A 23,862-nucleotide genomic window follows, 5' to 3' on the forward strand; every position below is an offset into this window, starting at 1 on the left:
GGCTATTTCACGAGGGGGAAGAGGATGGTCTCCCGAATGCCGAGGCCCGTGATCGCCATGAGCAGCCGGTCGATGCCCATCCCCATGCCACCCGTGGGCGGCATGCCGTGCTCGAGCGCGCGCAGGAACTCCTCGTCCACGCGCATGGCCTCGTCGTCGCCGCGCGCGGCGAGCTTCGCCTGCTCGACGAACCGCTCCCGCTGGATCACCGGGTCGACGAGTTCGGAGTAGCCGGTGGCGAGCTCGAAGCCGCGGACGTAGAGGTCCCACTTCTCCACGACGCCCGGGATCGAGCGGTGCTCACGGACGAGCGGGCTGGTGTCGAGCGGGAAGTCCATGACGAACGTCGGGCGCTCGAGCCCGTCCTTGACGAAGTGCTCCCACAGCTCTTCGACGTACTTGCCGTGCGTCGCGACCTTCTCGGGGACCTCTACGCCGACCTCGGCGGCGAGCGCGCGCAGCTCGTCGATCGACGTCTCCGGCGCGATGATGCGACCGGATGCCGCGGACAGCGAGTCGTACATCGAGATGCGGTCCCACTCGCCGCCGAGGTCGAACTCGGCGCCGTCGGCCCATGTGACGGTGGTCGACCCGGCGACGGCGACGGCGGCCTGCTGGATGAGTTCCTGCGTGAGGTCGGCGATGCCGTTGTAGTCGGAGTACGCCTGGTAGGCCTCCAGCATCGCGAACTCGGGGCTGTGGGTGGAGTCGGCGCCCTCGTTGCGGAAGTTGCGGTTGATCTCGAAGACCCGGTCGATGCCGCCCACGACGGCGCGCTTGAGGAACAGCTCGGGCGCGATACGGAGGTAGAGGTCGGCGTCGAAGGCGTTGGAGTGCGTGACGAACGGACGCGCCGCCGCGCCGCCGTGCTGCACCTGCAGCATGGGCGTCTCGACCTCGAGGAAGCCGTGCGCGGCGAAGGTCTGCCGGAGGCTCGCGTTGACCTTGGCGCGGGCGATCACGGTGTCGCGGGCCTGATCGCGGGCGATGAGGTCGAGGAAGCGCGAGCGGACCCGGCTCTCCTCGCTGAGCTCGGTGTAGAGGTTCGGCAGCGGCAGCAGCGCCTTCGACGCGATGGCCCAGTCGGTGACCATGATCGACAGCTCGCCGCGGCGGCTGGAGATGACCTGGCCGGTGACCGAGACGTGGTCGCCGAGGTCCACGAGGTCCTTCCACGCCTGCAGCGACTCCTCACCGACCTCGGCGAGGGACACCATGGCCTGGATGCGGTTGCCGTCGCCCGCCTGCAGCGATGCGAAGCAGAGCTTACCGGTGTTGCGGCTGAAGACGACGCGTCCCGCGACGGAGGCGGTGACACCCGTCTCGGCGCCCGGTTCCAGCTCCGCGTAGCGGGTGCGCAGTTGGGCGATCGTGTCGGTCACGGGGACCGCGACGGGATAGGCGCCACCGGCGGCATCCGCCCTCTCGGCCAGCAGCCGTTCGCGCTTGGCCAGCCGCACGGCCTTCTGCTCGTGCACGTCCTCGGCGGCGAGGTCGCCCGCCTGTTCGCTGGACACTGCTGACGTGGTCTCGCTCATGGTGACGGGGGCTCCTCGGAATCGACGTTCGATTCTACCGAGCGGGCCTGCACGCCCCTCACGCGCCGCCGAGTCAGACGTCGGGGACGGGCGGGGCGCCGTCCTGCAGCGCGCGGTCCACGGCGGAGTGGACGAGCGCGGAGAGGTATCGCCCCGGTTCCTCCACTCCGGCCTGACGCAGTAGCGCGGTGGACTGGCGGACGATGGATGCCGAGAACTCGGCCGCCGTGGCGATGGCTTCGCCGTAGGCGGGGCGGTCGGCCTCGGCGATCACGACGGGCTCGCATCCGAGTTCGACGGCGAGCGCCTGGGCGATCGGCAGCACGGCCGGCGGCGCGGTGACCGCGGCGAAGGCGTCGTGCAGCTGGCGCAGATCGATGCTCGTTCCCGTGAAGGTCACCGCGGGGTGCACCGCCAGCGGAATCGCCCCTCGCCGCGCCGCCGGCGCGAGGACGTCCGTCCCCCACGACGGGTCGGTGTGCAGCACCAGCTGACCGGTCTGCCACTGGTCGAGTTCGGCGAGGCCCGCCACGAGCCCCGGCAGCTCGTCATGCGGCACCGCGATGACGACCAGCTCGCTGCGGCGGACGATCTCGTCCGCGTCGAGCACCGGCACCCCGGGCAGGATCGCCGCGACCCGCTCCGGGTCGGATCCCGCTGTGATGCCCAGCAGGGCGTGGCCCGCGCCCGCGAGCGCCGCACCGATCACGGGTCCCACGCGTCCCGCGCCGATGACCCCGACCCCGAGCCGGCTCGCCCCGCTCATGCGCCCGCTCCGGAGTCCACGGCATCCGCTCCCGCAACCCCCGCCGCACCCGCAACCCCCGCAACCCCCGCAGCCGCCGCATCCGCGCCGACCTCCACCTCCGCGTCCCAGCGGTGCGAGCGGTCGCCGGCCGCGGCGGCCACGGCATCCTTCGCCACCTGCTGCCACACCGCGTACGCGTCGTCGCGGTCGACGATCCCGAGCGTGCCCGAGACCTGGCCCAGCACCGTGTGGCCGGTGAGGTTCGCGACCCGCAGAGCGCGATCGACCGGCCCCTGCGAGATCCGCACCGACTGCAGTCGCGCGAGCGGCAGGATGACCAGCGACCGCCAGAACACGCCGTGACGCAGCAGCAGCGCGTCGGGGGTGAGGAGGAACCCGTTGCGCCGCCACGACAGCGGCCGCAGCCAGCGCGCGCGTCGCGGCGTCGTGGTGTACGGGTCGCCCGCCGCCGGCCCCAGCAGTCCGTTGGTCACGAGCTCCTGCCACTGCTCGGGCGAGATCCCCGGCAGGAACAGACGCAGCACCCGCTCCACATCGGCCTGCGTGCCGACGGGCAGCACCTCGGCGAACTGCTGCGACTGCGTGTCGGTCGCCGACCGTCCCGACAGCCGGTTGACGCGGATCGACCACCATCCGAAGCCGCGCCACATCACCGGCTGACGGATCTCGAACGCGTGCACACGGCCCGGCGGCAACGTCTCGGTGATCGTCGTGAACAGGCCGAACGTGATGCGCACGCCCGACGAGGTCGGGGCGATCGAGTACCGCAGCGACCGCGTGATCGAGCGGAACCAGTACGCACCGAAACCGATGATGGTCGGGACGATGGTGAAGAGCACCCAGGGCGTTCCGACGACCGCGCCGACGATGACGATCGTGATCAGCACGAGCAGCCCGATCGTGGCGCCCGACAGCAGGTGCGAGGCGATCAGCCGTCCCGGCGGGATGTGCACGACGGATGCCGGCTCTTCGACCGGCTGCTCGGCGCCATCGATCAGCCCGGTGAGGCCCGCGGTCACGGCCGCAGCGGCGGCACGCGTGCGCGGCAGCGCGCCGGACTCGTGCGCGGCCTGGGCCTGGGCGAGCTGGCGGCCCGAGGCGAGGCGCAGAATGTCGGCGCGCACCGCCTCGGCGTTGGGCGTGGAGAGGTACTCGAGCTTGACGTTCGCGTCGAGCCCCGCCCCGACGACCTCGAGCTTGGCCGCGCCGAGCAGTCGCGCGATCATCGGGCGGGTGAGGTTGACGCCCTGCACACGATCCAGCGGAGCCCGGCGATGCGTGCGGAACAGGATGCCGGTGCGCACCTCCACGTCGTCACCGGTGATGCGGAACGTGTGGAATCGCCACGAGACGTAGAACCAGCCGAGCAGCAGCGCGAGCACCGCGAGGATCACGAGCCCCGCCACGACGATCAGGTTGTTGGACACGACGTAGTCCACCGGGTCGCCCTCGTACTGCTCGAAGTCGCTGAAGCCGGGGATGAGCCACCCGATCACCCGGTCGCGCAGGTTCGCGATGACGATGCCGATCACGACGACGAGGAACAGTCCCCCGCGCAGCACCGGGGTGAGCGGGTGCAGGCGGTGCCACTCGCCGTCGCTGAGCGGCGAGCGGACGTCGGCGACGGCCGACGGGTCGGTCACAGCCCGGTCCGTCGGGTCTCGGCCACCGCGATGAGCGTGTCGCGCAGCTGTTCGGCCGCGGCCTGGGTGAGGCCCGGGATGGTGACGCCGGTCGCGGCGGCGGCGGTGACGAGCTTGAGCTGCGCGATCCCGAACCCGCGATCCAGCGGGCCGTGCGTGATGTCGACCAGCTGCATGCGGCCGTACGGGACGGCGACCATGCGCTGCCAGAGGATGCCGCGGCGGAAGACCAGGTCGTCCTCGCGCAGCTGGTATCCGATCGAGCGCGCCTGACGCGGCAGGATCGCGAGCGTCCACAGCGTGATGACGGCGACGACGCCGGCGGGGATCCACACCCACGGCTGATGCAGCACGAGGCCGACGACGAGCGCGACGGCGACGATCAGCGCGAGGAAGGCGACCGTCGAGATGAGCTGGACGATGACGTAGTTGCGCGAGATCTGGTGCCAGACCCCGTCTCCGAGCGGCAGACGTCCCGCACCGCGCGGCTCGAGGATCGTGTCGTACGTCCCGGCATCCAGCGCCGTCGCGGCGCCCGCGGCGTCGGGCGCCGTCTCCAGCGCGTCAGTCGTGGTGGGAGAGGCCGAGTCCGGGCTCGGGGGGTGAGGGAGGTCCGGGCTGGTCGTCATCGTCGTCCTTCCGAATGGTGCACAGGTGCTCGGCATAGAGCCCGGCGGCCACGAGCACGAGGCCGCCGACGATCGCCGCGATCACGGCACCCGTCGAGCCTAACGAGGGGGCGACCGGCCGCGTCAGCAGGAACGCCAGCAGCCCGCCGGCGACACCCGCGACGATGCCGCCGACGATGCTCGAGGCCTTCGCGAGCATCGCGACGCGCACGGCGCGGAACGGGTCGAGCGGTCGCGTGTGGGTGCCGACGATGGCGCGGCGGATCGGCAGGGCGAACAGCACGAGGGCGACGCCGAGCAGCACGAGGAGCACCGGCAGCAGCAGCGACGGCGTGAACGTCGGCCGGCCGACCGCGGTGAGCAGCTGGTCGATGCCGAAGCCGACGATGACCCCGATCGCGACGGCGGCGATCAGGACCCCCGCACCCGTGCGCTTCACGAGGACCTCGGTTCGTCGTGACCGGCCAGGCGCGCGCGCAGGTCGGCGACCCGCCCGGCGCTGGGGAGCACCGCGTCGGGGTCGACACGCAGCCACGGCTCCAGCACGAAGTCGCGCTCCGCCGCGCGGGGGTGCGGCAGGGTCAGCGCGGGATCGTCGGAGCGGACGTCGCCGTAGGCGATGAGGTCGAGGTCGAGGGTGCGGTCCTGCCAGCGCGCATCGCCGGCGCGGCGCGGCGGACGGCCGTGGCGCTCCTCGATCGCGTGGAGGAACGACAGCAGCACCGACGGCGCGAGCCGCGTCGTGACGAGAGCGACGGTGTTGAGGTAGGCGGGCGCGGCGGCATCCGGCCCCGACGGCGTGAGGGCGACCGTCTCGATCGGCTCGGCGACGCGGATGCCGGTGGTCAGCGGCATCCGCGCGAGGTCGGCGACGGCGGCGTCGAGCGTGGCGGCCCGGTCGCCGAGGTTCGCGCCCAGCGCGACGACGGCGACGGTCTCGACGGGGGCGGATGCCGGGGCGACGCCGTGGTAACCCTGCGCGAGGCGGCGGCTCACCGGGCAGCCCCGATCGGAGCGGACGGCGCCGCGGGCCGCGCGCGGCGGATCGTGACGGACACGTCGCCGAACGGCACCGGGATGGGCGCCTGGGGCTTGTGGACGGTGACGGTGACCATGCGCACGATGTCGCGGCTCAGCAGCTCGTCGGCGATGCGCTGGGCGAGGGTCTCGAGGAGGTTGACGGGCGCGCCCGAGACGATGGCCGCGATCCGCTCGGCCGCCTCGCCGTAGTGGATCGTGTCGGCCACGTCGTCGGTCTCGGCAGCGCGCGTCGTGCTGAGGTGCAGCGTCGCGTCGACGGTGAACTCCTGCCCCTGCCGACGCTCCTCGTCGTAGACGCCGTGGTACCCGAAGGCCCGCACCCCCGTCAGCGTGATCTCATCGGCGGCATCCATCGCTCACTCCCCTCCCTCTCGCCAGGCGCGGGCGATCCGCAGCGCGTCGCGGGTCGCGGCGACATCGTGCACGCGCACCGCCCACGCCCCGGCCTGCGCCGCGAGCACGCTCGTCACGGCGGTCGCGAGGTCGCGCCGCTCGCGCGACACCGCGGCGGGGTCGGAGTCGAGAGCCTCCGCGAGGAAGCGCTTGCGGCTCGTGCCGACGAGCACCCGCGGCCCGAGCGCGACGATGCGGTCAAGTCCCCGCAGCGCCTGCCAGTTCTGGGGGCCGCGTTTGCCGAAGCCGATGCCCGGATCGAGGATCACCCGGTCGGGTGAGATCCCGGCGGCGGCCGCCGTGCGGATCCGATTGCCGAGCTCGACGGTGAGATCTCGCGCGACGTCGCCGTAGTCGGCATCGGCGTACATGTCGGCGGAGCGCCCGCGCCAGTGCTGCAGCACGACGTCGGCGCCGGAAGCCGCGACCACCGGCAGCATGTCGGCGTCGGCGAGTCCGCCTGACACGTCGTTGACGATGCGTGCGCCCGCGTCGACCGCCGCGCGGGCGGTGGCGGCGTTCATCGTGTCGATGCTGACCACGGCGCCGTCGGCGGCGAGCGCGGCGACCACCGGGAGCACCCGCGCGCGCTCGATGTCGGGGTCGACGCGCGCCGCGCCCGGGCGCGTGGACTCCCCGCCGACGTCGAGGAGGTCGGCCCCCGCGGCGCGCAGCGCGCGGCCGTGGGCGACCGCGGCATCCGCGTCGAGGTAGCGTCCGCCGTCGCTGAACGAGTCGGGGGTGACGTTGACGATGCCCATGATGAGCGTCACGGTCGCACCGCCGTCATGACCCGGCTCCGGTCAGGAGCATCATGATCTCGGCGCGGGCGGCGGGTTCGGCCAGGTCGCCGCGTGCGGCGATCGTGACGGTCGCGGCATCCGGCTGACGTCCGCCCCGCATTGTGACGCACTCGTGGTGGGCGCTGAGCACCACGAGCACCCCGCGCGCGTCGAGCGCGCCGGCGATGGTGTCGGCGACCTGCTCGCCGAGGCGCTCCTGCACCTGCGGGCGGGATGCGAGGGTGTCGACCACCTTCGGCAGCGCGCCGAGCCCGACGACCTGTTCACCCGGGAGGTACGCGATGTGCGCCCGGCCCGCGAACGGCAGCAGGTGGTGCTCGCACACCGAGCGGAAGCGGATGTCTCGCAGCAGCACCGCGCCGGAGGGCAGCGTGTCCGGCGCCGGCCCGCGGGAGACGGAGATCGTGTGCGCGAGTGGGGCCGCGGCATCCTCCCCCACCCCCGCGAAGAACTCCGCGTACGCGTCCGCGACGCGCTGCGGGGTCGCCTTCAACCCCGGACGATCGGGGTCCTCCCCGATCGCCGCGAGGATGTCGCGCACGGCTGCGGCGACGCGGTCTCGATCGACGGCCACGTCTCGAGCCTAGGCGGTCGCGGGTCGCGCCTGCCCGCTCGGGCGCCGCTGCGGCGCGGATTCCGGCTGCGGAGCCGGATCGGCGACGGATGCGGCGGCCAGCCCCGCTTCGTGGCGACGCGGCACGTCGACCGGGGGCAGCATCGACACCGGGCGTTCCTGGCTCGAGAGCCACTGCGGGCGTGGCGGCAGCTTCGTGACGTCGGTGAAGATCTCGGCGATCTCGAGGTGGTCGAGCGTCTCCTTCTCGAGCAGCGCGAGGGCGAGCTTGTCGAGGATGTCGCGGTTGGCGTTGAGCACCTCGTACGCCTCGTTGTGCGCCTGTTCGATGAGGTCGCGCACCTGCTGGTCGACGCGCTCGGCGACGCGCTCGCTGAAGTCACGGCCATGACCCATGTCGCGGCCCATGAACACCTCACCGGAGGACTGGCCGAGCTTGACGGGCCCGACCTCGGTGGTCATGCCGTACTCGGTGACCATCTTGCGGGCGATGCCGGTGGCCTTCTCGATGTCGTTGCTGGCACCGGTGGTGGGGTCGTGGAAGACGATCTCCTCGGCGACGCGGCCGCCCATCGCCCACGCGAGCTGGTCCTGCAGCTCGTTGCGGGTGACGGAGTACTTGTCCTCCAGCGGCATGACCATCGTGTAGCCGAGGGCCTTGCCGCGCGGCAGGATCGTGATCTTGGTGACCGGGTCGGAGTGGTTCATCGCCGCCGCGACGAGGGCGTGGCCGCCCTCGTGGTAGGCGGTGATGAGCTTCTCCTTGTCCTTCATCACGCGGGTCCGGCGCTGCGGACCGGCGATGACGCGGTCGATGGCCTCGTCGAGCGCGCGCATGTCGATCAGCTGCGCATTGGAGCGGGCCGTCAGCAGCGCCGCCTCGTTGAGGACGTTGGCGAGGTCGGCGCCGGTGAAGCCCGGGGTCTTGCGGGCGATGACCGAGAGGTCGACCGAGGGCGAGAGCGGCTTGCCGCGGCCGTGCACCTCGAGGATCTTCTGGCGGCCCTTCAGATCCGGCGCGTCGACGCCGATCTGGCGGTCGAAACGGCCGGGGCGCAGCAGCGCCGGGTCGAGGATGTCGGGACGGTTCGTCGCCGCGATGACGAGGACGGATGCCTTGGGGTCGAAGCCGTCCATTTCGACGAGCATCTGGTTGAGCGTCTGCTCCCGCTCGTCGTGGCCGCCGCCCATGCCGGCGCCGCGGTGGCGGCCGACGGCGTCGATCTCGTCGATGAAGATGATCGCCGGGGCGTTCTCCTTGGCCTGATTGAACAGGTCACGCACGCGGCTGGCGCCGACGCCGACGAACATCTCGACGAAGTCGGAGCCCGAGATCGAGTAGAACGGCACGCCTGCTTCGCCTGCGACGGCGCGGGCGAGCAGGGTCTTGCCGGTTCCGGGAGGGCCGTACAGCAGCACGCCCTTCGGGATGCGGGCGCCGACGGCCTGGAACTTCGCGGGATCCTTCAGGAAGTCCTTGATCTCCTGCATCTCCTCGATGGCCTCGTCGGCACCGGCCACGTCGCCGAAGGTGACCGTCGGGGTCTCCTTCGTGACGAGTTTCGCGCGCGACTTGCCGAACTGCATGACCTTGCTGTTGCCGCCCTGCGCGGCCGAGAAGAAGAACCAGAACAGCACGCCCAGCAGCAGGATCGGGATGAGCAGCGACAGCAGCGACTCGAAGAAGGTCGTCCGCGGCACGACGTCGTTGAAGCCGTCCGTGGGGGCCGCCGCGTCGATCGCGGAGAGCACCTCGTCGGCGCGGGCGCCGACGTAGTAGAACTGCACCTGCGTCGCGCCCTCGTACGCGTCGGAGAGCGTCATGTCCACCCGCTGATCGCCGTCGGTGTTGGTGACCTCGGTGACGGTCCCGCCCTTGAGGAGCGTGAGACCCTCCTGCGTCGTGATCTGCTTCGCGCCGGTGAGCGTCGAGATCAGCGACATGCCGATCAGCAGGAGGGCGCCGATGAGCAACACGTACAGGAACGGGTTGCGCGTGAGCTTCTTGAAGTCCATGATCCGCTCAGGCTATCGCGGCGCGACTATGTGGGGTCTGTGCATTCGCCACAGGCGAACCCTTCGACAGGCTCAGGGACCGCCCTTCGACAGGCTCAGGGACCGCCCTTCGACAGGCTCAGGGACCGCCCTTCGACAAGCTCAGGGACCGCCCAGCGTCAGCTGTAAATGTGCGGGGCGAGCACCGCGACATCGCGCAGGTTGCGGTAGCGCTCGTTGTAGTCGAGCCCGTAGCCGACGACGAAGTCGGTGGGGATGTCGAAGCCGACGTAGCGGCAGTCGATCTCGACCTTTGCGGCCTCGGGCTTGCGCAGCAGCGCCAGGATCTCGATCGACTCCGCACCGCGGGAGGCGAAGTTCTCGAGCAGCCACGAGAGCGTGAGGCCGGAGTCGATGATGTCCTCGACGATCAGGACGTGCTTGCCGGTGAGGTCGGTGTCGAGGTCTTTGCGGATCTGCACGACGCCGCTCGACTTCGTGCCGGCGCCGTAGGACGAGACAGCCATCCAGTCCATGGTGACCTCGCGCTTGAGCTGCCGGGCGAAGTCGGCCATGACCATGACCGCTCCCTTGAGCACCCCGACCAGCAGCAGCTCTTTGCCGTCGTAGTCGCTCTCGACCTGGCGGGCGAGCGCCTCGAGCTTCGCGTGGATCTGCTCCTCGGTGACGAGGACGGTGGTCAGCTGGTCCGAGATCTCGGCGGCGCGCATGCACAGAGTCTAGGCGAGGCATCGCCTGCCCGACGCCGTCAGCGAGCCGCGAAGACGATGCGAGCGCCGGCACGGTGCGCGCGGCATCCGGGCAGGTCGATCGGTCCCTGGCCGTGCCAGTCGGTCGCGAGGCGCGCGACCTCGAGGGTCTGCGCGCGGCTCAGACTCTCGCCGAACTCGCTGGCGACGACGTGGCGGATGATGCGGTGCCGCAGCGCCGGCGGGTTGGCGGCGAGGGCGGGCACGGAGACGGCGATGCCGGCCTCGGCGTGCTCGACGATGTCCTCGATGGTCTCGTCGATCATGTCGGCGAAGGCCTCGGCATCCTCCCGCAACTGGTCCGCGGTGCGCGCGAGCGCCTCCGCGACGCCGGGGCCGAGCTCGGCCTCGAGGACCGGCAGCACGTCCTGACGGACGCGCACCCTGAGGAACCGCCGGTCCAGGTTGTGCGGATCGCTCCACGGCGGCAGACCCTGGGCGAGGCAGGCCGCGCGGGTCGCGGCGCGACGCACGTCGAGGAGGGGACGGAGGATGCGGATGCCGTCCTCGGTGCGGTCGGGGGCCATGCCGCCGAGGCTCGCGGCGCCGGATCCGCGCGCGAGGCCGATGAGGACGGTCTCGGCCTGGTCGTCGAGCGTGTGCGCGAGGAGCACCGCCTCGGCGCCGGCGTCACGGGCGGCGTCGAGAAGCGCGACCCGGCGGGCGGCGCGGGCGGCGGCTTCGGGCCCGCCCTCCGTGCCGACGTCGACGCGGATGATGCGGGCGGGAAGCCCCAGCGACTCCGCCGCCTCGGCGGCCCGCTCGGCGACGCGGTGCGAGCCGGGTTGCAGGGCGTGGTCGATGACCGCGGCGGATGCCGGGAGCCCTACCTTCGGCGCTTCGAAGGCGACGGCCGCCGCGAGCGCGAGCGAGTCCGCTCCCCCCGACAGCCCCACGAGGACCGGTCCCTCGACGGTGGCGAGAGCCGCGCGCACCGCCCGGCGGATCGCAGCGACGGCGGGGTCGAGGCTCGGGCGGTGGTCCATACCTCCACGGTACCGGCGGCGGGTGGGCTACCGGCGGGTGCGCGGGGCGGGGCGGGCTGGGCTACCGGTGGGTGCGCGGGGGTGCGCGGGGGTGCGGCGGCGGCGCGAGCTACCGGCAAGTGCCGCGGTGCGGGCGGGCGTAACGGCGACGGGCTGGCGGCGGGCGGCGCGGGCGGGCGGGCGTAACTCAGTCTGGACGCGGGCCCGGCGGCGCGGCGACCCCGGAACCACGCGGCCGGCGCGCGCCCCCGCACGCGGCCAGACTGAATACGGCCCGCGCGGGCGCCGCGACTAGGCTATTCCCGGCATCCACCCGTTCTTCCGAAGGAGCACCAGCATGGGCGCATACGACGCCGTCATCGAGATTCCGCGCGGCAGCCGCGTCAAGTACGAGGTCGACCACGGCACCGGACGGGTGTTCCTGGACCGCGTGCTCTTCACGCCGATGGGCTACCCCGCCAACTACGGCTTCTTCGAGGACACTCTGGGCGAGGATGGCGACCCGCTCGATGTGCTGCTGCTGCTCGACCGCGACCTGTACCCGGGCGTCATGGCGAAGGTCCGTCCAGTCGCCGTGCTGAAGATGCTCGATGAGGCCGGCGGCGACGACAAGGTCGTCGCGGTGCTGGCGAAGGACCCGCGGTGGGCGCACATCCAGGACGTCGACGACCTCGACGAGTGGACCAAGGGCGAGATCAACCACTTCTTCGAGCACTACAAGGACCTCGAGCCGGGCAAGTGGGTCAAGGTGGACCAGTGGGCCGGGGCCGCCGAGGCGGAGCGTCTCGTGTCGGAAGCGTTCGAGCGCTTCCAGGCCGAGGGCGCGCAGACCGCCACGCAGGGTGAGGGCCACGCACCGAAGACCATCTGACGTCACGTCGACGCGAAGGGCGGATGCCGTGGCATCCGCCCTTCGTCGTTTCTCGGGCGGCAAGCGGGGATGCGCCCAGGCGCCGGGCCTAGACGGAGATGCCGCGGGCGCGCAGGAACGGTGCCGGGTCGATGCGGTCCGCGCCGATCCACACCTCGAAGTGCAGGTGGCAGCCGCTGGACGCGCCGGTGTTGCCGACGTAGGCGATGACCTGGCCCGCGCCGACCGACTGGCCGACGCCGACGTTGTAGCCGCCGTCGGCGATGTGCGCGTAGGCGGTGACGGTGCCGTCGCCGTGCTGGATCTTGACGTAGTTGCCCCACGAACTGAGCTTCTGCGCCACGATGACCCGGCCCGAGGCGGCCGCATAGATCGGCGACCAGCAGCTGGTCGCGAAGTCTATGCCGCGGTGACCGGTGGTGCAGTAGCCGTTGCCGCAGATGGTGCCGCGGTTGCCGAACCAGGAGCTGATGTATCCGGATGCCGGGCGCACCCAGCCGCTGGTGCCGGCCTGGCCGCCCGATCCGCCGCTGCTTCCGCCGCCGCCACCGCCACCGGCTGCGGCAGCCGCGGCGGCTGCCGCCGCGGCCTCTTCGGCGGCCTTCTTGGCGGCCGCTGCGGCGGCGGCCTTGCGGGCCTCTTCTTCGCGACGACGCACCTCGACGCCGGTCTGGTAGTCGGCGATCGTCTTGGCGGTGGTGTCCTTCAGGGCCGCGAGCTGCGCCTGCAGGGTATCGAGGTTGGCGTTCTGGGCGTCGAGTGCGGCTTGGGCTGCGACCGCGGCATCCTGCGCGGCGAGCATCTTCTGCTCGGCTTCCTTCTGCAGCCGGTCGCGCTCGTCGCGGGCGACCTGGGCCTGGTTGCTGAGGTTCTTGGCGTTGTCGCGCGCGCCCACGGCGTCGGCGTAGACGCCCTGGTTGGCGGCGACGAGGCGGTCCATGGTGCCGAGCTTGGCGAGGAGGTCGTCGGCGGTCGCCGCGGAACCGGAGAAGAAGAGCTCGAGGGCGGCGTCGTCGCCGCCGGAGCGGTACTGCTGCGCGGCGAGGCGGCCGAGCTTGCCGGCGGTCTCCTTCGCGCGGGCGTCTTCGGCGTCGGCCTGGGCCTGGAGTTCTTCGGCCTGGGCGGCGGCGGTCTCGTACGCCTCCTGGGCGGCGAGGTATTCGCCGGCGAGGCGCTCGGCTTCGGCCTGCTTGGCGGCGACGTCGGCCTGCAGCGAGGCGATGAGCCCTTCGATGCGGGAGACTTCGCTGGCCTTCGCGGCCTCGTTGTTCTTGGCGCGCTGCACGTCGTCCCACGAGGGGTAGTCGGCGGCGAACGCGGTGGGCGCGACGGTGAGTCCCAGCGCACCGAGGCTCAGGATGCCGACGCCACCCAGGCCGAGCGCCATGCGGCGGCTCATCGGGTTGCGGAGGGCGCGCTGTTCACGGGGGGTGGGCGCGCAGCCGCAGTCCTCGGGCGAAATCTGCTCGTCGAGCTGCACGTCGTCGCTCCCTCTCGTCGCGGTGTCGGGTCGCACTTGTCACACGGACAACACACGCCACACTAACAACATTCGTCACGTCCGCCCAGGGTCGATTCGGGCGGCGGCACGGGGCATCCGCCTGGCCATCCTCGTCGCCGGTTGTCTCTCCACCGGCATCCCACGCCCTCGATTTCCGAATCAGTGGACTATCTCGTATGCTTGAGCGTCGGTAAGAATGAGCCTCCGGGTTCGCTCGGCCCCATCGTTTAGCGGCCTAGGACGCCGCCCTTTCACGGCGGTAGCACGGGTTCGAATCCCGTTGGGGTCACTCTCCGACACACAATTGAATATGCATGGCCCTGTAGCGCAGTTGGTTAGCGTGCCGCCCTGTCACGGCGGAGGTCGCGGGTTCAAGTCCCGTCAGGGTCGCTCTGAAGCGACGGGCCCTTTCTTTGAAGAGGGCCTTTCGTCTAGGACATGGCTCTCGCCATGCGGCTCTGTAGCTCAGTTGGTAGAGCGCACGACTGAAAATCGTGAGGTCACGGGATCGACGCCCGTCGGAGCCACACGGACCGTCGTTACAACGGTCCCAGAAACCCTCGCCTAGCTTCTACATGGCGGGGGTTTTGCTTTGCCCTGATGAGGGGAGGTTTTTCTGCTCCTGCGTCCGGCCTCGATCGCCTGGTCGTTGAGCGAGCGCAGCGAGTCGAAACGGCTGTGGCGGATGCCAACGACCTTCGCTCGCGACGCCGTTGGGCCGGGAATGGGCCGGGAGTCCGCGATTCCGATGTCCGAAGCGACTGTCGGTGGCCATGGGAAACTGCCCGTAGGCGGTCACGAGACCTGCCCGTAGGTGGCCAGGAGAACTGCCCGTTGGTGGCCATGAGTTCTGCCCACGTCTGATGGTTCCGCCCCGCGCGTCGTCGCGATGGTGGGGCCCCTTCCCGGTTCGATGACGGGTGCTTAGGTCGTCGTCGCCCGGGAAGGGGCTGTGTTGAAGTCTGACGGAGAAGTCATGGAGATTCTGGAAGCGTTCGATGCGACGGGGTCGTATCGGGCTGCGGGGCAGCTCGCGGGTTGCTCTCATCACACGGTCGCCGCGTATGTCGCGGCGCGGGACGCGGGCCGGCCTGTCGGCGCTGCGGCGCGCAGGCCGCGCGTCATCGACGAGTTCCTGCCGAAGGTCGAGGAGTTGGTCGAGAAGACGAAGGGCAAGGTTCGGGCCGACAAGGTCCACGAGGTGCTGACCTCGATCGGGTTCGAAGGGTCGGAGCGGTCGACCAGGCGGGCGGTCGCTGCGGTGAAGGCGTCGTGGCGGGCGGGGAACCGTCGGGTGCATCGGCCGTGGGTCACCGAGCCGGGGCTGTGGTTGCAGTACGACTTCGGCGACGGGCCCGTGGTCGGCGGGGTGAAGACGGTGCTGTTCGTCGCCTGGCTCGCGTTCAGTCGGTTCCGGGTGGTGATCCCGATCCGCGACAAGACCCTCCCGAGCGTGTTCGCCGCGTTGGATCGGACGTTCCGGGCGGTCGGGGGCGCGCCGACGTATGTCCTCACCGACAACGAGAAGACGGTCACCACGATGCATATCGCGGGGGTCCCGGTCCGCAACGCGCAGACGGTGTCGTTCGCCGCGCATTACGGGGTCACGGTGCTGACCTGTCAGCCCGCGGACCCGGCCTCGAAGGGTGGCGCGGAAGCGTCGGTGAAGCTCGCGAAAGCGGACCTGGTGCCCACCGATGCGAACCTCCGCGACCAGTACGCCTCATTCGGCGAACTCGAGGCGGCCTGCGACGCGTTCATGGACGACGTCAACGGGCGGGAGCACCGGGTCACCAAGCGGCGCCCGGTCGAGATGCTCGCTGAGGAGCAGCAGCGGCTGCACCCGGTCCCGGGTCGTGCTCACACCATCGCGTTCGGAGTGTCCCGGCGGGTCGGGGAGAACACGCCGATGGTCGCGTTCGAGAACGGGCAGTATTCCGTCCCGCACCTGCTGATGGGCGCGGAGGTGTTCGTCCGTGTCCAGGGCGCCGCTGACTCCGAGCGGGTCGTGATCGTCCACCACGGCATCGACGGGCCCGTCGAGGTCGCCCGACACGACCGCGCCCGCCCCGGGACCCCCAGGATCGACGACGCCCACTTCCCCGCCCAGCCGGGGTGAAGGTTCCCGGCGACTACACGATCAAGGCCCGCAGCACCGAGGAGGCGGAGTTCCTCGGTATCGGTCACGGCGCCGCGGCCTGGCTGCTCGAGGCCGCAGCGGCCGGGACGCAGCGGATGAACCAGAAGATGCGGGAAGCCGTCCAGCTCGCCCGGATCCACGGGATCGAGGTCGTCGACGAAACCCTCGGCACCGCAGCCGCGTATGGCCGGTTCGATACCGGTGATCTCACGTCGATCCTCGGCAGCCGGATCACCGCGACGCCGGCGAGGGCGGCGTCGGAGACCCGGTCGCTCGCGCAGGGCACGTCCGGGTGGGCCGCGATCGGCCAGCCGCGGGGTGTGATCGTCCCCGTCGTCGAGATCATCGCGACGGACGAGGAGGACGAGCTGTGAGCGTCGCGACCCCTGCCGCCCCGCCGATCCCGGCCGAGTTGGAGCAGACCATGCGGCAGCTGAAGATGCCCTACGCCCGCGGCATCGCACCCGACGTGTTCGCGACCGCAAGGGCACAACGCTGGGAACCCGCGGAGGTTGTCAAAGCACTCCTCGACGCCGAGATCGCCGGCCGGTCCCGGTCCATGCTCGCCGCCCGCCGCAAGGCCGCCGGGTTCCCCACCGGGAAGACCTTCGACTCCTGGGACCAGTCCCTGTCGACGATCCCGGCGCCGACCCAGCAGGCGTTGCGGACCCTGGAATGGGTGCACCGGCGGGAGAACCTCGTGATCTGCGGGCCCGCCGGGACAGGGAAGACGTTCTTCCTCGAAGCGCTCGGCCAGCACGCCGTCGAACAAGGCCTCCGCGTCGCGTGGTTCCGGCTCGAGGACCTCGGCGCGCTGATCCGCGCGCACCGCGTCGACGACACCGTCACCCGCACCGTCGCCCGGATCCTCCGCGCCGACCTCGTCGTCGTTGACGACATCGGTCTACTCGGCGTCGGCGACGACGCCGCGGAAGGCCTCTACCGGCTCGTCGACGCCGCCTACGAGAAACGATCGATCGCGATCAGCTCGAACCTGCACCCCTCCGGGTTCGACGAGCTCATGCCCAAGACCCTCGCGACCGCGACCGTCGACCGGCTCCTCCACCATGCCCACCTCGCGCAGACCACCGGCGAGTCCATCCGCCTCGCGCAGGCCCTCGCCGGCACGGGGGTGACCCCCATGACCTGACCCGGCGGGACTGCCTCACGCGGCCAGGGCCACCACAACCCGGTGGGCAGAACTCCTGGCCGCGAATGGGCAGTTCCACTGGCCACCAGCGGGCACTTCCGCTGGCCGCCTATGGGCAATTCCTACTGGCCGTTGACAAGCGACCTCTACGTTCGGCGCATGCGCACTCGGAAACCCGCACCCCACACCACACTCAACCGTCGCGACTTCGCGCGGGCCGGCTCGGGCAAGCGCCTCAAGCTGACGCGTGAGTGGCTCTGTTCCGGCACACCATCTGCGGACGATCTGAACTACGTTCGCAACGTCCGTGAGCGAGACCTGGCGAACGCGAGAGCGCTTTATGGGCCGGGAATCGCGCTGATCGCAATCGTCATCACGCTCTTCACGCTGTCAATGAATATCAGGAGCCTCTTCGGCGTGGTCGCGGCGGGTGCGGCGGTCTTGATCTCGCTCTTCGGCGTGTACCTGGAACTCCGTAGAGTCATGAAGATCAGCGACCAGCTCGCCGAGCTCGATGCCTGCGTGGTTTAGCCCGCAGCTTCATCGATATCACCGATCAGCTCGCCGAAACCTCGGGCAGCATCGAGGTGAAGCTGGCACTCGTCAAGGTGAGCCTGCGTGACTTCGGCGGCACCAGCGGTGGCAGCGATATTGAGGCGCCGAAGCAGCGCTTCCCCGCGTTCGCTGGCGAGGTCTCGAGACTGGGCAAGACGCACCCGTTCGACATCGGACGTGGAGCGCGAGATCGCGTCAGGGTTGGCCTCCCGATGGAGTTGCTTCATGAGTCGCTCAAGCTCGATCATCGACGCCTCCCTTGGGATGGCTCTCGACGGCGACGGTGATCTCCCAGTGAGCGTGATCAGCCTCGGGATCGACGGTGTCGAGATAGTCCCGGATCTGCTGTTCGGCGCTGCCGAGACTGGCCACTTGTGTCACGACGCGGCGATCGAGGAACAGCTCCCAACCGCGCTCCCATTGACGAGCGACGACGAGCACAGGGTCGCCGCCCGCGTGCAGCTGACCGGATTCAGAACGCGAGGCATCCATACGCTCGACCCCCTCACTTGAGACGCTACCGCCGGCTCCCGACACCGCGAGTCGAGCCGGAGGGATCCATGTGCAACGGGCCGTTGCACAATTGTCCAGCAGGCCGCTCGACGATCACCATCGCATCAGATTCGACCGTGATCGTTGGAGAGCCGCCGGAATTGCCCAATGGAGCGTTGGACGATTGGCATCCAGCCAATTGCGCAACAGCCCGTTGCCCAATTGCGGTCAGGTCACGTCCAGTCAGCAATCGTCGATCACCTCGACGCGAGAGTCCCAATCCCAGATCACGGCGGGCGTATCGCCCACGATCTCGACGGGCGTCAAAGGGCGCTGTTTGTTGAAGGAGTTGCCCAGGCGGCGCCTATCCCTGGTTGGAACGTGGAGATCCGGAAACTCAGCCAGAGAGATCCAACCCGCCAGCAGTGATACATCGAGGTCCCACTCGATGCGCGACATAGAACGGAAACGCTCAGCGGATTCGTCGAAGTCCCGCCACGCGCGCTGACGCGACCATCTGTTGATATGGGCGAGAACGTCGATGACGTGCTCTGCTCGGCCTAGATTGGCAGCGCGGCCGGAGTGCTGGGTGAGGTGGCACCACTCGCAGAGCGCGATGCCCCCGACCAGACTTTGGGTCGATGTCTCGGCGTCGAAGGACCACAGCTCGTTGCAGTCCAAGGTTCGCGCCGCAGGTGCCTGCATTCCGCACACCTCGCATTGTCGCCCAGCACGCTCGGTGGTCTGCCGGCTGAGCGACTGCCAACCCGCGCGAGGAAGGAATGCCCGAAGGTTCGAGCCCCAGACGGTCGATGGCAGCCGATCCGCTCGGAGCGCGATCCACTCTCCATCTGCCCTGCGTTCAATGACGACGGTCACTGTAGGCTCCTCAGCCTTCCTCGAGCGCCGCGCGCAGCTCGTCGACGATGCGAATCATGCGCTCGAAGTACGCGACCTCGTGCATATCCGCGAAGGCGTCGCAGTGCCCGAGGACGAGCGCGCGATACTCGCTGAGGGCGCCATCGAGGACGGCGTAGTGTTCCGGGCTCACGAGCAGCTCATGGAGTGATTTCGTATTGCTCACCGCGAATCACCCCCACCGAAGAGTGAGTCGATCGCCGCGGCCGCACGTTTAGCGACGTCTGACCGCGCTCGGCTGTACCGCTCCGTCATCTGCATGCTGGAGTGCCCGAGGATCGCCTGGACATCGTTGGCAGACGCGCCGGCATCGAACAGGAGGGTGGCCAGGGTGTGCCTCAGATCGTGCAGCCGCAAGTCGTCACGGCGGAGCTTCTTGCGCAGCGTGTTCCAGTCGAGGGCGCGGCGCACATTGGAGGCATTGATCCGCCCACCACGCGGACCCGTGAAGACGAGCTCTCCCCGCGCTTTCCCCGCCATCGCTTCGACGAGGGGCACAACGAGCGGCGTGGGAATCGGTACATCCCGCTCCTTGTGACTTTTGGGTGTCAATTCCACTCCCCTCCCGTCGGCCCCGATGCTGTACGCGCGTCGAACGTGGATCGTGCGGTGGTCGAGATCGACGTCCTCGATGCGCAGTGCGGTCGCCTCGTTGGCGCGCATTCCGGTGTAGACGAGGCCGGCGACATACCGACGGTAGTGCGCGTCCTCTACGGATGCGAGAAGAAGCTGCACTTCTGAAGCGGTCAGCGCCCGAGATCGAAGACTCGACGACGACTCGACTCTCGGTCGGCGGGCAAGCCGCGCCTGATTGAGTGGGACGATTCGCGCTCTCACCGCTCCGTCGAGGAGCCGGCTGAGGACAGACAAGGCGTCGATCCGGGTCGAGGTGTTCCCGGACCACTCCGACATCGCTTCCTCGATCACGCCGGCGGTGAGCTTCTCGAGCTTGACGTGGCCCAGCCACGGCTTCACCCTGAGGCGCCACCCTCGCTCGTACGCACGCGCGGTCGATGGGCGGACGCTACCCGCGATCACGGGCCAGTGCTTCGCGTGCCAATCGGTCAGAGTCGTGCTGCCCTCCGGGAATCGGCGTGCGAGCGTCTCAGATCTCAGCTTCTTGGCCTCGGCGAGTGTCTCGACGTAGAAGCTGCGCTCGCGCCACTCGCCGTTCTGGCCGACGGCCCAGACGCGCACCTGATACTTGCCGCGGTCGGCACGGAAGCGCACGCCCTCAGGCAGCTGACGACGCGTCTTCGGGTCGATCCGGGCACGCCGCGGCTCTTCAGGCGACACGAGTGCCACCCGCTTGCAGGAACGCGTGGACGGTAGCCGAACGCCACAGCATGTGCTTGCCCATGTGTGCGTCGGGGAACGGGAACCGGTTCTGCCGGCGCAAGCTGTCGAAGGTGGACAACGGTACGCGGCACAGCGCGGCAGCCTCCCGGCGCGTGAGGTAGTCGAGCGCCTCGGTGTCAGCGTTCGCGGGCTCGATCTCGAGCTGATCGTGGATGGTCATGATGTACTCCTTTCGGTGGGTTGGATTCTGCGATCTCGGGTGCGGTCTTCTCTCCACTGACGTGCCGCGTCGGCGGCCCCCGTCGCGAGGGCTCGGTCACCCTCGTTGAGCCAGCCCATGCCGGCATACGCCCACGAGCCGATGACGAGGATGCTGTCTTCTTGGAGGTCGTCCATCGGCGCGGCCCTCTCCAAGAGGCGACGGACTCGCCATGCACGGCGAGCGCCGCGAAGCGAGCCGAGGGTGACGGAGTAGCGCCGCGACTTCGTGGAGAAGTGCCCGCGGAAGCCGAGCATCCCGTCCCAGCGGTGCAGCTGACCGAATGCTCCGTCGGGATCGACGTCAGCTGCCAACTCCCGAACCGTGGACTTGATGCGCGCGATGTGCTCGCGACCGCCGCCAGTGGGTTCTAGTTCCTCCGTCGCTTTGGTCGCGTACTTCGCGATGTAGGCGGCAACGGCGCGATCCGAGAGGGAGCCGTCGAGTCCTTCGCGTCGCACGATGTCCCGCACATCGAACTGGCGCCCCCAGGTGAGGAGTCGTCGCTCGCGCTCCCCCGGGAGTGGCTCCGCGAGAGTCGACGTTCGATTAACAGCAGCACGGATCGCGACCGTGAGGTGGTCGACCGTGACGGTCGCCGGTGGTGCCGGGTATGAACGGTCGAGGTCGACGCCGTCGAGACGGATGATCGCGTGGAAGTGCACGATTCCGCGGCGTTGGAACTCGGCGACCTTCGCGAACTGGACTTTGACGATGCAGGATGCGGCCCGCTGGGTCATGCCCATGCTGCGTGCCAGTTCGCGGCGAAGCCGGATCGTGAACCTGCGCCACAGCTCTGGCGCGTAGTACTGCCATACGACGTGGCCGCGATAGTCGTAGCACTCGGGGCAAACGGCGTCACCGAGGCATCCGTCGCCGGCGTCATGCCCGCAGCGGCAGGCGAGAGGCACGCCGTGCGCACAACGGCCAGAGCGCCGGCCCTTGGTCATCGAATGGACCGCACCAAAGGACGGCGCCGTCAGCGTAAGGAAGACCATGGGATGCTCGGCGACGTCCTCGGGAACGTCCTTCATCCCTCCCGCGGCGCCGGCCATGATCATGTGCCAGGTGTCGCCCTTGTACTCATGACTGCAGGACGCACAGCGCGTGGCACGGCGGTTGCCGCAACGGGTGAACGTCAGTCCATCGGGCTCGCTCGCTGAGGCGTACTGGCCGAGCACCTCGCCCGTGTCCTGACGGAGGGTCGTCGACGCGCCGACGAGGCGTACCGGGTTGTGGCAGAAGCCCGTAGACGCGGCGCCCCGCATCCATCGGTCGAACTCCGGGCTGCGCAGCCGTCGAGCCGCCGCCTCGGCGTAGGTCATGACACCCTCTGGACGGTAACGCAGGCGAACACGTCGACCTGGCCGAGTTCGTCGTACCGCCACGCGAACTGGCAGACGTCGCTTGGCTGAGAGCGCGCCGCGCGGAGTTCCGTCCAGCGGACGATGTCGGCGAGATCGCACGCGTCGCTCGCGACGTACCGAGTTCGAGGCAGATCATCCGCGGAGAGGAACGTGACGGTCGGGACATAGCCGGCCTCATACCGCGCCAGACCGGGATCCCACTCCAACGTCAGATTGCAGCTGGCCGCTGCGGCGTCGGGCCGCGCAGACTGGCTCCCCACAGCGCCTCCGGTCGACGCGGCGGTGCACGCGGTGAGCGAGGTGAGTGCGACCGTGACGATGGCCGCGGTAACGGTTCGAGCGTTCATGACGTTGCTTCCTTTCTTGTAGTGCGCCGCGGGCGGCGCGGGGTCGATGCTCGAGACGGGGCTTCTTCCGGGGCTGCGGGTACGGTCACCGCGATGTGACGAGGTGCCGCGTAGCGGCTTGCGGCATCCCGGATCATCTGGTCACTCACGAGGCCGGCACGGACGCGGACGGGCATCCCGCCCTCATCGGGTAGGACGTAGGCCACACCGGGCGTCGACGCAGTGATCGCATGACAGGCGGCCCCGTTGGCAACCGACCCCTCCCCGAGCACCATCGCTGTCTCAATCGCGTCCCGAAGGCGAAGCGCGACTGTCTGAGTGAAGAGTCCTCGAGAAGGGATCGTCTCCTTCCGAGGATCCTGGAGGCAGGCGAACACCGTGTAACCGACAGCACGGCCCTGTGATGCGAGCGTTGCGATGGCAGAGTTCGCGCGCCGAAGCATCTCGCGATCTGTCTCGTAGGCGGTGAGTGCCGCGAGCTCGTCGATGAGCACCACAATGTGTGGCGAGTCCGACGTCGCGACGTGCTGACGCGTCGTCCCTGCCAGCGCCCGGGCGCGCTCCTGCATCGCGCTGACCGCTTCTTCGAGTAGCTGAACGGATGTCGGGGCGTCGGTCGCAAATCGGGTGAGGAGATCACGACCCATCGCCAGCTCCATCCCTCCTTTGCGGTCGATGCCGTGCACCTCGACCAGCCCACGATGGATGGGGTCGGCGAGCCCAAGGAGCAGTCCCCAGACAAGGGAAGCTTTGCCGCTTCCCGACGAGCCGGCGACGAGGGTGTGCGGGCCCAGTCGCAGACGCCAGGATTGCCCGTCGCCGGTGCGGCCCATGAGAACACTGCGGCCATCCCAGCTCGCGCCGGGCGTGAGGGAGAACGGTTCCGCGAGCGGGTCGGCATAGTCGAGGCGCAACGTGAGCGCGTCGATACGGGTGCCGGTGACCGTCGCTCTGAGCGCTCCGAAAGCCTCAGCGATGAGAGACGCCTGGGCGACGAGGTGGTCACGGCCAAGGCCGACCGGAAGCCGCACCGTCAACGCACATGTGGACCCCTGCCAGGCCGTCGGGCTGATGCCGGCTACGGCAACGGCTCCGCCATCTGAACGCACCGTGAGGCCGAGATGCTGCGCGACCGACGGCCACGAGTCGGCGATATGACGGTCGACCGCGCGTTGCCATCGCTGAGTCGAAGTCGACGGCAGATGACGTGCGAGGCGCACCGTGTCGACGACGATCCCACCGACCAGCAGGAGGACCAGCCAATCAGCGACGGAGGGGTTCTGAAGAGCAACCGCCAGCGTCATCGCAGCGAACGGCACCACGAGGAGCCCCATCCACCACCAACGCTTGAGAATGAGGCCACCCAGCTCCATCCAGGTGAGCGGGACGCGATTGGTCGACATCACTCGGCCCCGCGGGACTTGGCAGCCGGCTTCATCTCTGTTGCGCGGAGCGAGTACGCGACGCGGGGCCGACCAGCTCCCTCCTTGACGTAGGGGATCACGGACAGGCCCTCGAAGTAGACCGGCCGGAACGGTAGCCCGTTTGCCTCGGGCGGCAGAACCGGCTCCGAGATGCTCGCGATCTTGACGGTGACCTCGCCTTGGCCCTTCTTCGCATCCGGGTCGGCGTCGATCACCCGGACCTGCCAGAGCGGATGACCCGAGTTCTTGTCGAGATCCTGTCCCTGCCTCTCGCCGTCATCCGACCACTTGACGACGGGCTCGACCGAGCCGACCGCGAACGCTCCGCGCGGGAAGTACGCCTCGAAGCTCACCGGGATTGCTGTCTGAAGTGCCATTGCCAACTCCTGTGTCCTGGC

Annotated in this window: 26 protein-coding genes, 3 tRNA genes and 1 pseudogene; 7 read left to right on the plus strand and 23 right to left on the minus strand. The window is 69.7% G+C overall.

Annotated features, from left to right (window positions below):
* Window positions 1-2: 2 nt before the first annotated feature.
* The 12 genes from lysS to tilS all read right to left on the minus strand — a co-directional run bounded on the left by lysS (window position 3) and on the right by tilS (window position 11,141).
* On the minus strand, window positions 3-1,538 hold the full coding sequence (lysS, locus tag JOD60_RS00770; protein WP_076691800.1) for a lysine--tRNA ligase: 1,536 nt from the start codon (window positions 1,536-1,538) through the stop codon (window positions 3-5).
* A gap of 73 nt (window positions 1,539-1,611) precedes the next feature.
* Entirely contained in the window at window positions 1,612-2,304 is a 693-nt protein-coding gene (locus tag JOD60_RS00775; RefSeq protein WP_076691801.1) for a Rossmann-like and DUF2520 domain-containing protein, read from the minus strand.
* Entirely contained in the window at window positions 2,301-3,950 is a 1,650-nt protein-coding gene (locus tag JOD60_RS00780) for a PH domain-containing protein (RefSeq protein WP_084202085.1), read from the minus strand. The genes JOD60_RS00775 and JOD60_RS00780 overlap by 4 nt, the downstream gene beginning before the upstream one ends.
* Window positions 3,947-4,579, minus strand: coding sequence for a PH domain-containing protein (locus tag JOD60_RS00785; protein ID WP_076691802.1), 633 nt, complete (start codon window positions 4,577-4,579; stop codon window positions 3,947-3,949). Before JOD60_RS00785 ends, JOD60_RS00780 begins: the two co-directional genes overlap by 4 nt.
* A complete protein-coding gene (locus tag JOD60_RS00790) occupies window positions 4,515-5,018 on the minus strand; it encodes a DUF3180 domain-containing protein (RefSeq protein WP_076691803.1) in 504 nt (167 codons plus the stop codon). The genes JOD60_RS00785 and JOD60_RS00790 overlap by 65 nt, the downstream gene beginning before the upstream one ends.
* Window positions 5,015-5,575, minus strand: coding sequence for a 2-amino-4-hydroxy-6-hydroxymethyldihydropteridine diphosphokinase (folK, locus tag JOD60_RS00795; RefSeq protein ID WP_076691804.1), 561 nt, complete (start codon window positions 5,573-5,575; stop codon window positions 5,015-5,017). The genes JOD60_RS00790 and folK overlap by 4 nt, the downstream gene beginning before the upstream one ends.
* Window positions 5,572-5,973 carry a dihydroneopterin aldolase gene (folB, locus tag JOD60_RS00800; RefSeq protein WP_076691805.1) on the minus strand — a complete coding sequence of 134 codons (402 nt, stop codon included), beginning with the start codon at window positions 5,971-5,973 and terminating at the stop codon, window positions 5,572-5,574. Before folB ends, folK begins: the two co-directional genes overlap by 4 nt.
* 3 nt (window positions 5,974-5,976) lie before the next feature.
* Complete coding sequence (folP, locus tag JOD60_RS00805) at window positions 5,977-6,786, minus strand: dihydropteroate synthase (RefSeq protein ID WP_076691806.1); 810 nt, start codon at window positions 6,784-6,786, stop codon at window positions 5,977-5,979.
* A gap of 13 nt (window positions 6,787-6,799) precedes the next feature.
* Window positions 6,800-7,390 (minus strand): GTP cyclohydrolase I, encoded by a 591-nt coding sequence (gene folE / locus JOD60_RS00810; RefSeq protein WP_076691807.1) that lies wholly within the window; start codon window positions 7,388-7,390, stop codon window positions 6,800-6,802.
* 9 nt (window positions 7,391-7,399) lie between these two features.
* Complete coding sequence (gene ftsH / locus JOD60_RS00815) at window positions 7,400-9,406, minus strand: ATP-dependent zinc metalloprotease FtsH (protein ID WP_076691808.1); 2,007 nt, start codon at window positions 9,404-9,406, stop codon at window positions 7,400-7,402.
* Window positions 9,407-9,564: 158 nt separating this feature from the next.
* Entirely contained in the window at window positions 9,565-10,116 is a 552-nt protein-coding gene (gene hpt, locus JOD60_RS00820) for a hypoxanthine phosphoribosyltransferase (protein ID WP_076691809.1), read from the minus strand.
* A gap of 38 nt (window positions 10,117-10,154) precedes the next feature.
* Complete coding sequence (gene tilS / locus JOD60_RS00825; RefSeq protein WP_076691810.1) at window positions 10,155-11,141, minus strand: tRNA lysidine(34) synthetase TilS; 987 nt, start codon at window positions 11,139-11,141, stop codon at window positions 10,155-10,157.
* Window positions 11,142-11,478: 337 nt separating this feature from the next.
* Here tilS and JOD60_RS00830 point away from each other — a divergent pair, with 337 nt between their 5' ends.
* Window positions 11,479-12,012 (plus strand): inorganic diphosphatase, encoded by a 534-nt coding sequence (locus JOD60_RS00830; RefSeq protein WP_076691811.1) that lies wholly within the window; start codon window positions 11,479-11,481, stop codon window positions 12,010-12,012.
* 88 nt (window positions 12,013-12,100) lie between these two features.
* On the opposite strand, the gene JOD60_RS00835 is transcribed toward JOD60_RS00830, so the two are convergent.
* On the minus strand, window positions 12,101-13,411 hold the full coding sequence (locus JOD60_RS00835) for a peptidoglycan DD-metalloendopeptidase family protein (RefSeq protein ID WP_084202195.1): 1,311 nt from the start codon (window positions 13,409-13,411) through the stop codon (window positions 12,101-12,103).
* 318 nt (window positions 13,412-13,729) lie between these two features.
* On the opposite strand from JOD60_RS00835, the gene JOD60_RS00840 reads away from it, so the two are divergent.
* The 6 genes and pseudogenes from JOD60_RS00840 (at window position 13,730) to JOD60_RS00865 (ending at window position 17,334) form a co-directional block, all read left to right on the plus strand.
* Window positions 13,730-13,802 (plus strand) — tRNA-Glu (locus tag JOD60_RS00840).
* 27 nt (window positions 13,803-13,829) lie between these two features.
* Window positions 13,830-13,903, plus strand: a tRNA-Asp gene (locus JOD60_RS00845).
* Between the two features lie 64 nt (window positions 13,904-13,967).
* Window positions 13,968-14,040, plus strand: a tRNA-Phe gene (locus tag JOD60_RS00850).
* Between the two features lie 428 nt (window positions 14,041-14,468).
* Window positions 14,469-16,027, plus strand: a pseudogene (gene istA / locus JOD60_RS00855) (IS21 family transposase).
* Window positions 16,024-16,803 carry an IS21-like element helper ATPase IstB gene (gene istB / locus JOD60_RS00860; RefSeq protein WP_198159083.1) on the plus strand — a complete coding sequence of 260 codons (780 nt, stop codon included), beginning with the start codon at window positions 16,024-16,026 and terminating at the stop codon, window positions 16,801-16,803. The pseudogene istA and the gene istB overlap by 4 nt, the downstream one beginning before the upstream one ends.
* A 111-nt stretch (window positions 16,804-16,914) precedes the next feature.
* Window positions 16,915-17,334 carry a hypothetical protein gene (locus JOD60_RS00865; RefSeq protein ID WP_157127992.1) on the plus strand — a complete coding sequence of 140 codons (420 nt, stop codon included), beginning with the start codon at window positions 16,915-16,917 and terminating at the stop codon, window positions 17,332-17,334.
* Here the strand turns inward: JOD60_RS00865 and JOD60_RS00870 are convergent.
* The 10 genes from JOD60_RS00870 to JOD60_RS00915 all read right to left on the minus strand — a co-directional run bounded on the left by JOD60_RS00870 (window position 17,331) and on the right by JOD60_RS00915 (window position 23,841).
* Window positions 17,331-17,606, minus strand: a complete 276-nt coding sequence (locus JOD60_RS00870) for a hypothetical protein (protein ID WP_076691813.1) — start codon at window positions 17,604-17,606, stop codon at window positions 17,331-17,333. The genes JOD60_RS00865 and JOD60_RS00870 overlap by 4 nt on opposite strands.
* The gene (locus JOD60_RS00875) at window positions 17,593-17,850 is read right to left on the minus strand and encodes a hypothetical protein (protein ID WP_076691814.1); all 258 of its coding nucleotides are present in this window, start codon (window positions 17,848-17,850) and stop codon (window positions 17,593-17,595) included. Before JOD60_RS00875 ends, JOD60_RS00870 begins: the two co-directional genes overlap by 14 nt.
* 243 nt (window positions 17,851-18,093) lie before the next feature.
* Window positions 18,094-18,729, minus strand: a complete 636-nt coding sequence (locus JOD60_RS00880) for a hypothetical protein (protein WP_157127993.1) — start codon at window positions 18,727-18,729, stop codon at window positions 18,094-18,096.
* Between the two features lie 10 nt (window positions 18,730-18,739).
* Window positions 18,740-18,901 carry a hypothetical protein gene (locus tag JOD60_RS00885; RefSeq protein WP_157127994.1) on the minus strand — a complete coding sequence of 54 codons (162 nt, stop codon included), beginning with the start codon at window positions 18,899-18,901 and terminating at the stop codon, window positions 18,740-18,742.
* A gap of 29 nt (window positions 18,902-18,930) precedes the next feature.
* The gene (locus JOD60_RS00890) at window positions 18,931-20,064 is read right to left on the minus strand and encodes a tyrosine-type recombinase/integrase (protein WP_157127995.1); all 1,134 of its coding nucleotides are present in this window, start codon (window positions 20,062-20,064) and stop codon (window positions 18,931-18,933) included.
* On the minus strand, window positions 20,054-20,287 hold the full coding sequence (locus JOD60_RS00895) for a helix-turn-helix transcriptional regulator (RefSeq protein WP_076691818.1): 234 nt from the start codon (window positions 20,285-20,287) through the stop codon (window positions 20,054-20,056). Before JOD60_RS00895 ends, JOD60_RS00890 begins: the two co-directional genes overlap by 11 nt.
* Window positions 20,284-21,651 carry a replication initiator gene (locus JOD60_RS00900; protein WP_076691819.1) on the minus strand — a complete coding sequence of 456 codons (1,368 nt, stop codon included), beginning with the start codon at window positions 21,649-21,651 and terminating at the stop codon, window positions 20,284-20,286. The genes JOD60_RS00895 and JOD60_RS00900 overlap by 4 nt, the downstream gene beginning before the upstream one ends.
* The gene (locus tag JOD60_RS00905) at window positions 21,648-22,040 is read right to left on the minus strand and encodes a hypothetical protein (protein WP_076691820.1); all 393 of its coding nucleotides are present in this window, start codon (window positions 22,038-22,040) and stop codon (window positions 21,648-21,650) included. Before JOD60_RS00905 ends, JOD60_RS00900 begins: the two co-directional genes overlap by 4 nt.
* Window positions 22,037-23,443 carry an FtsK/SpoIIIE domain-containing protein gene (locus JOD60_RS00910; RefSeq protein WP_076691821.1) on the minus strand — a complete coding sequence of 469 codons (1,407 nt, stop codon included), beginning with the start codon at window positions 23,441-23,443 and terminating at the stop codon, window positions 22,037-22,039. The genes JOD60_RS00905 and JOD60_RS00910 overlap by 4 nt, the downstream gene beginning before the upstream one ends.
* Complete coding sequence (locus JOD60_RS00915; RefSeq protein WP_076691822.1) at window positions 23,443-23,841, minus strand: hypothetical protein; 399 nt, start codon at window positions 23,839-23,841, stop codon at window positions 23,443-23,445. The genes JOD60_RS00910 and JOD60_RS00915 overlap by 1 nt, the downstream gene beginning before the upstream one ends.
* Window positions 23,842-23,862 lie beyond the last annotated feature (21 nt).

The organism is Microbacterium aurum (assembly GCF_016907815.1).
GTDB classification, from domain to species: Bacteria; Actinomycetota; Actinomycetes; order Actinomycetales; family Microbacteriaceae; genus Microbacterium; species Microbacterium aurum.

What these genes read in the sequence shown, in the direction of transcription:
- tilS (WP_076691810.1), bottom strand. Translation starts at nt 11,141, where the DNA reads ATGGACCACCGCCCGAGCCTCGACCCCGCCGTCGCTGCGATCCGCCGG.
- JOD60_RS00870 (WP_076691813.1), bottom strand. Translation starts at nt 17,606, where the DNA reads ATGATCGAGCTTGAGCGACTCATGAAGCAACTCCATCGGGAGGCCAAC.
- JOD60_RS00910 (WP_076691821.1), bottom strand. Translation starts at nt 23,443, where the DNA reads ATGTCGACCAATCGCGTCCCGCTCACCTGGATGGAGCTGGGTGGCCTC.
- JOD60_RS00905 (WP_076691820.1), bottom strand. Translation starts at nt 22,040, where the DNA reads ATGAACGCTCGAACCGTTACCGCGGCCATCGTCACGGTCGCACTCACC.
- JOD60_RS00785 (WP_076691802.1), bottom strand. Translation starts at nt 4,579, where the DNA reads ATGACGACCAGCCCGGACCTCCCTCACCCCCCGAGCCCGGACTCGGCC.
- JOD60_RS00835 (WP_084202195.1), bottom strand. Translation starts at nt 13,411, where the DNA reads ATGAGCCGCCGCATGGCGCTCGGCCTGGGTGGCGTCGGCATCCTGAGC.
- folB (WP_076691805.1), bottom strand. Translation starts at nt 5,973, where the DNA reads ATGGATGCCGCCGATGAGATCACGCTGACGGGGGTGCGGGCCTTCGGG.
- JOD60_RS00775 (WP_076691801.1), bottom strand. Translation starts at nt 2,304, where the DNA reads ATGAGCGGGGCGAGCCGGCTCGGGGTCGGGGTCATCGGCGCGGGACGC.
- JOD60_RS00875 (WP_076691814.1), bottom strand. Translation starts at nt 17,850, where the DNA reads ATGGATGCCTCGCGTTCTGAATCCGGTCAGCTGCACGCGGGCGGCGAC.
- JOD60_RS00915 (WP_076691822.1), bottom strand. Translation starts at nt 23,841, where the DNA reads ATGGCACTTCAGACAGCAATCCCGGTGAGCTTCGAGGCGTACTTCCCG.
- ftsH (WP_076691808.1), bottom strand. Translation starts at nt 9,406, where the DNA reads ATGGACTTCAAGAAGCTCACGCGCAACCCGTTCCTGTACGTGTTGCTC.
- hpt (WP_076691809.1), bottom strand. Translation starts at nt 10,116, where the DNA reads ATGCGCGCCGCCGAGATCTCGGACCAGCTGACCACCGTCCTCGTCACC.
- JOD60_RS00895 (WP_076691818.1), bottom strand. Translation starts at nt 20,287, where the DNA reads ATGACCATCCACGATCAGCTCGAGATCGAGCCCGCGAACGCTGACACC.
- lysS (WP_076691800.1), bottom strand. Translation starts at nt 1,538, where the DNA reads ATGAGCGAGACCACGTCAGCAGTGTCCAGCGAACAGGCGGGCGACCTC.
- JOD60_RS00830 (WP_076691811.1), top strand. Translation starts at nt 11,479, where the DNA reads ATGGGCGCATACGACGCCGTCATCGAGATTCCGCGCGGCAGCCGCGTC.
- JOD60_RS00900 (WP_076691819.1), bottom strand. Translation starts at nt 21,651, where the DNA reads ATGACCTACGCCGAGGCGGCGGCTCGACGGCTGCGCAGCCCGGAGTTC.
- JOD60_RS00865 (WP_157127992.1), top strand. Translation starts at nt 16,915, where the DNA reads ATGGGCAATTCCTACTGGCCGTTGACAAGCGACCTCTACGTTCGGCGC.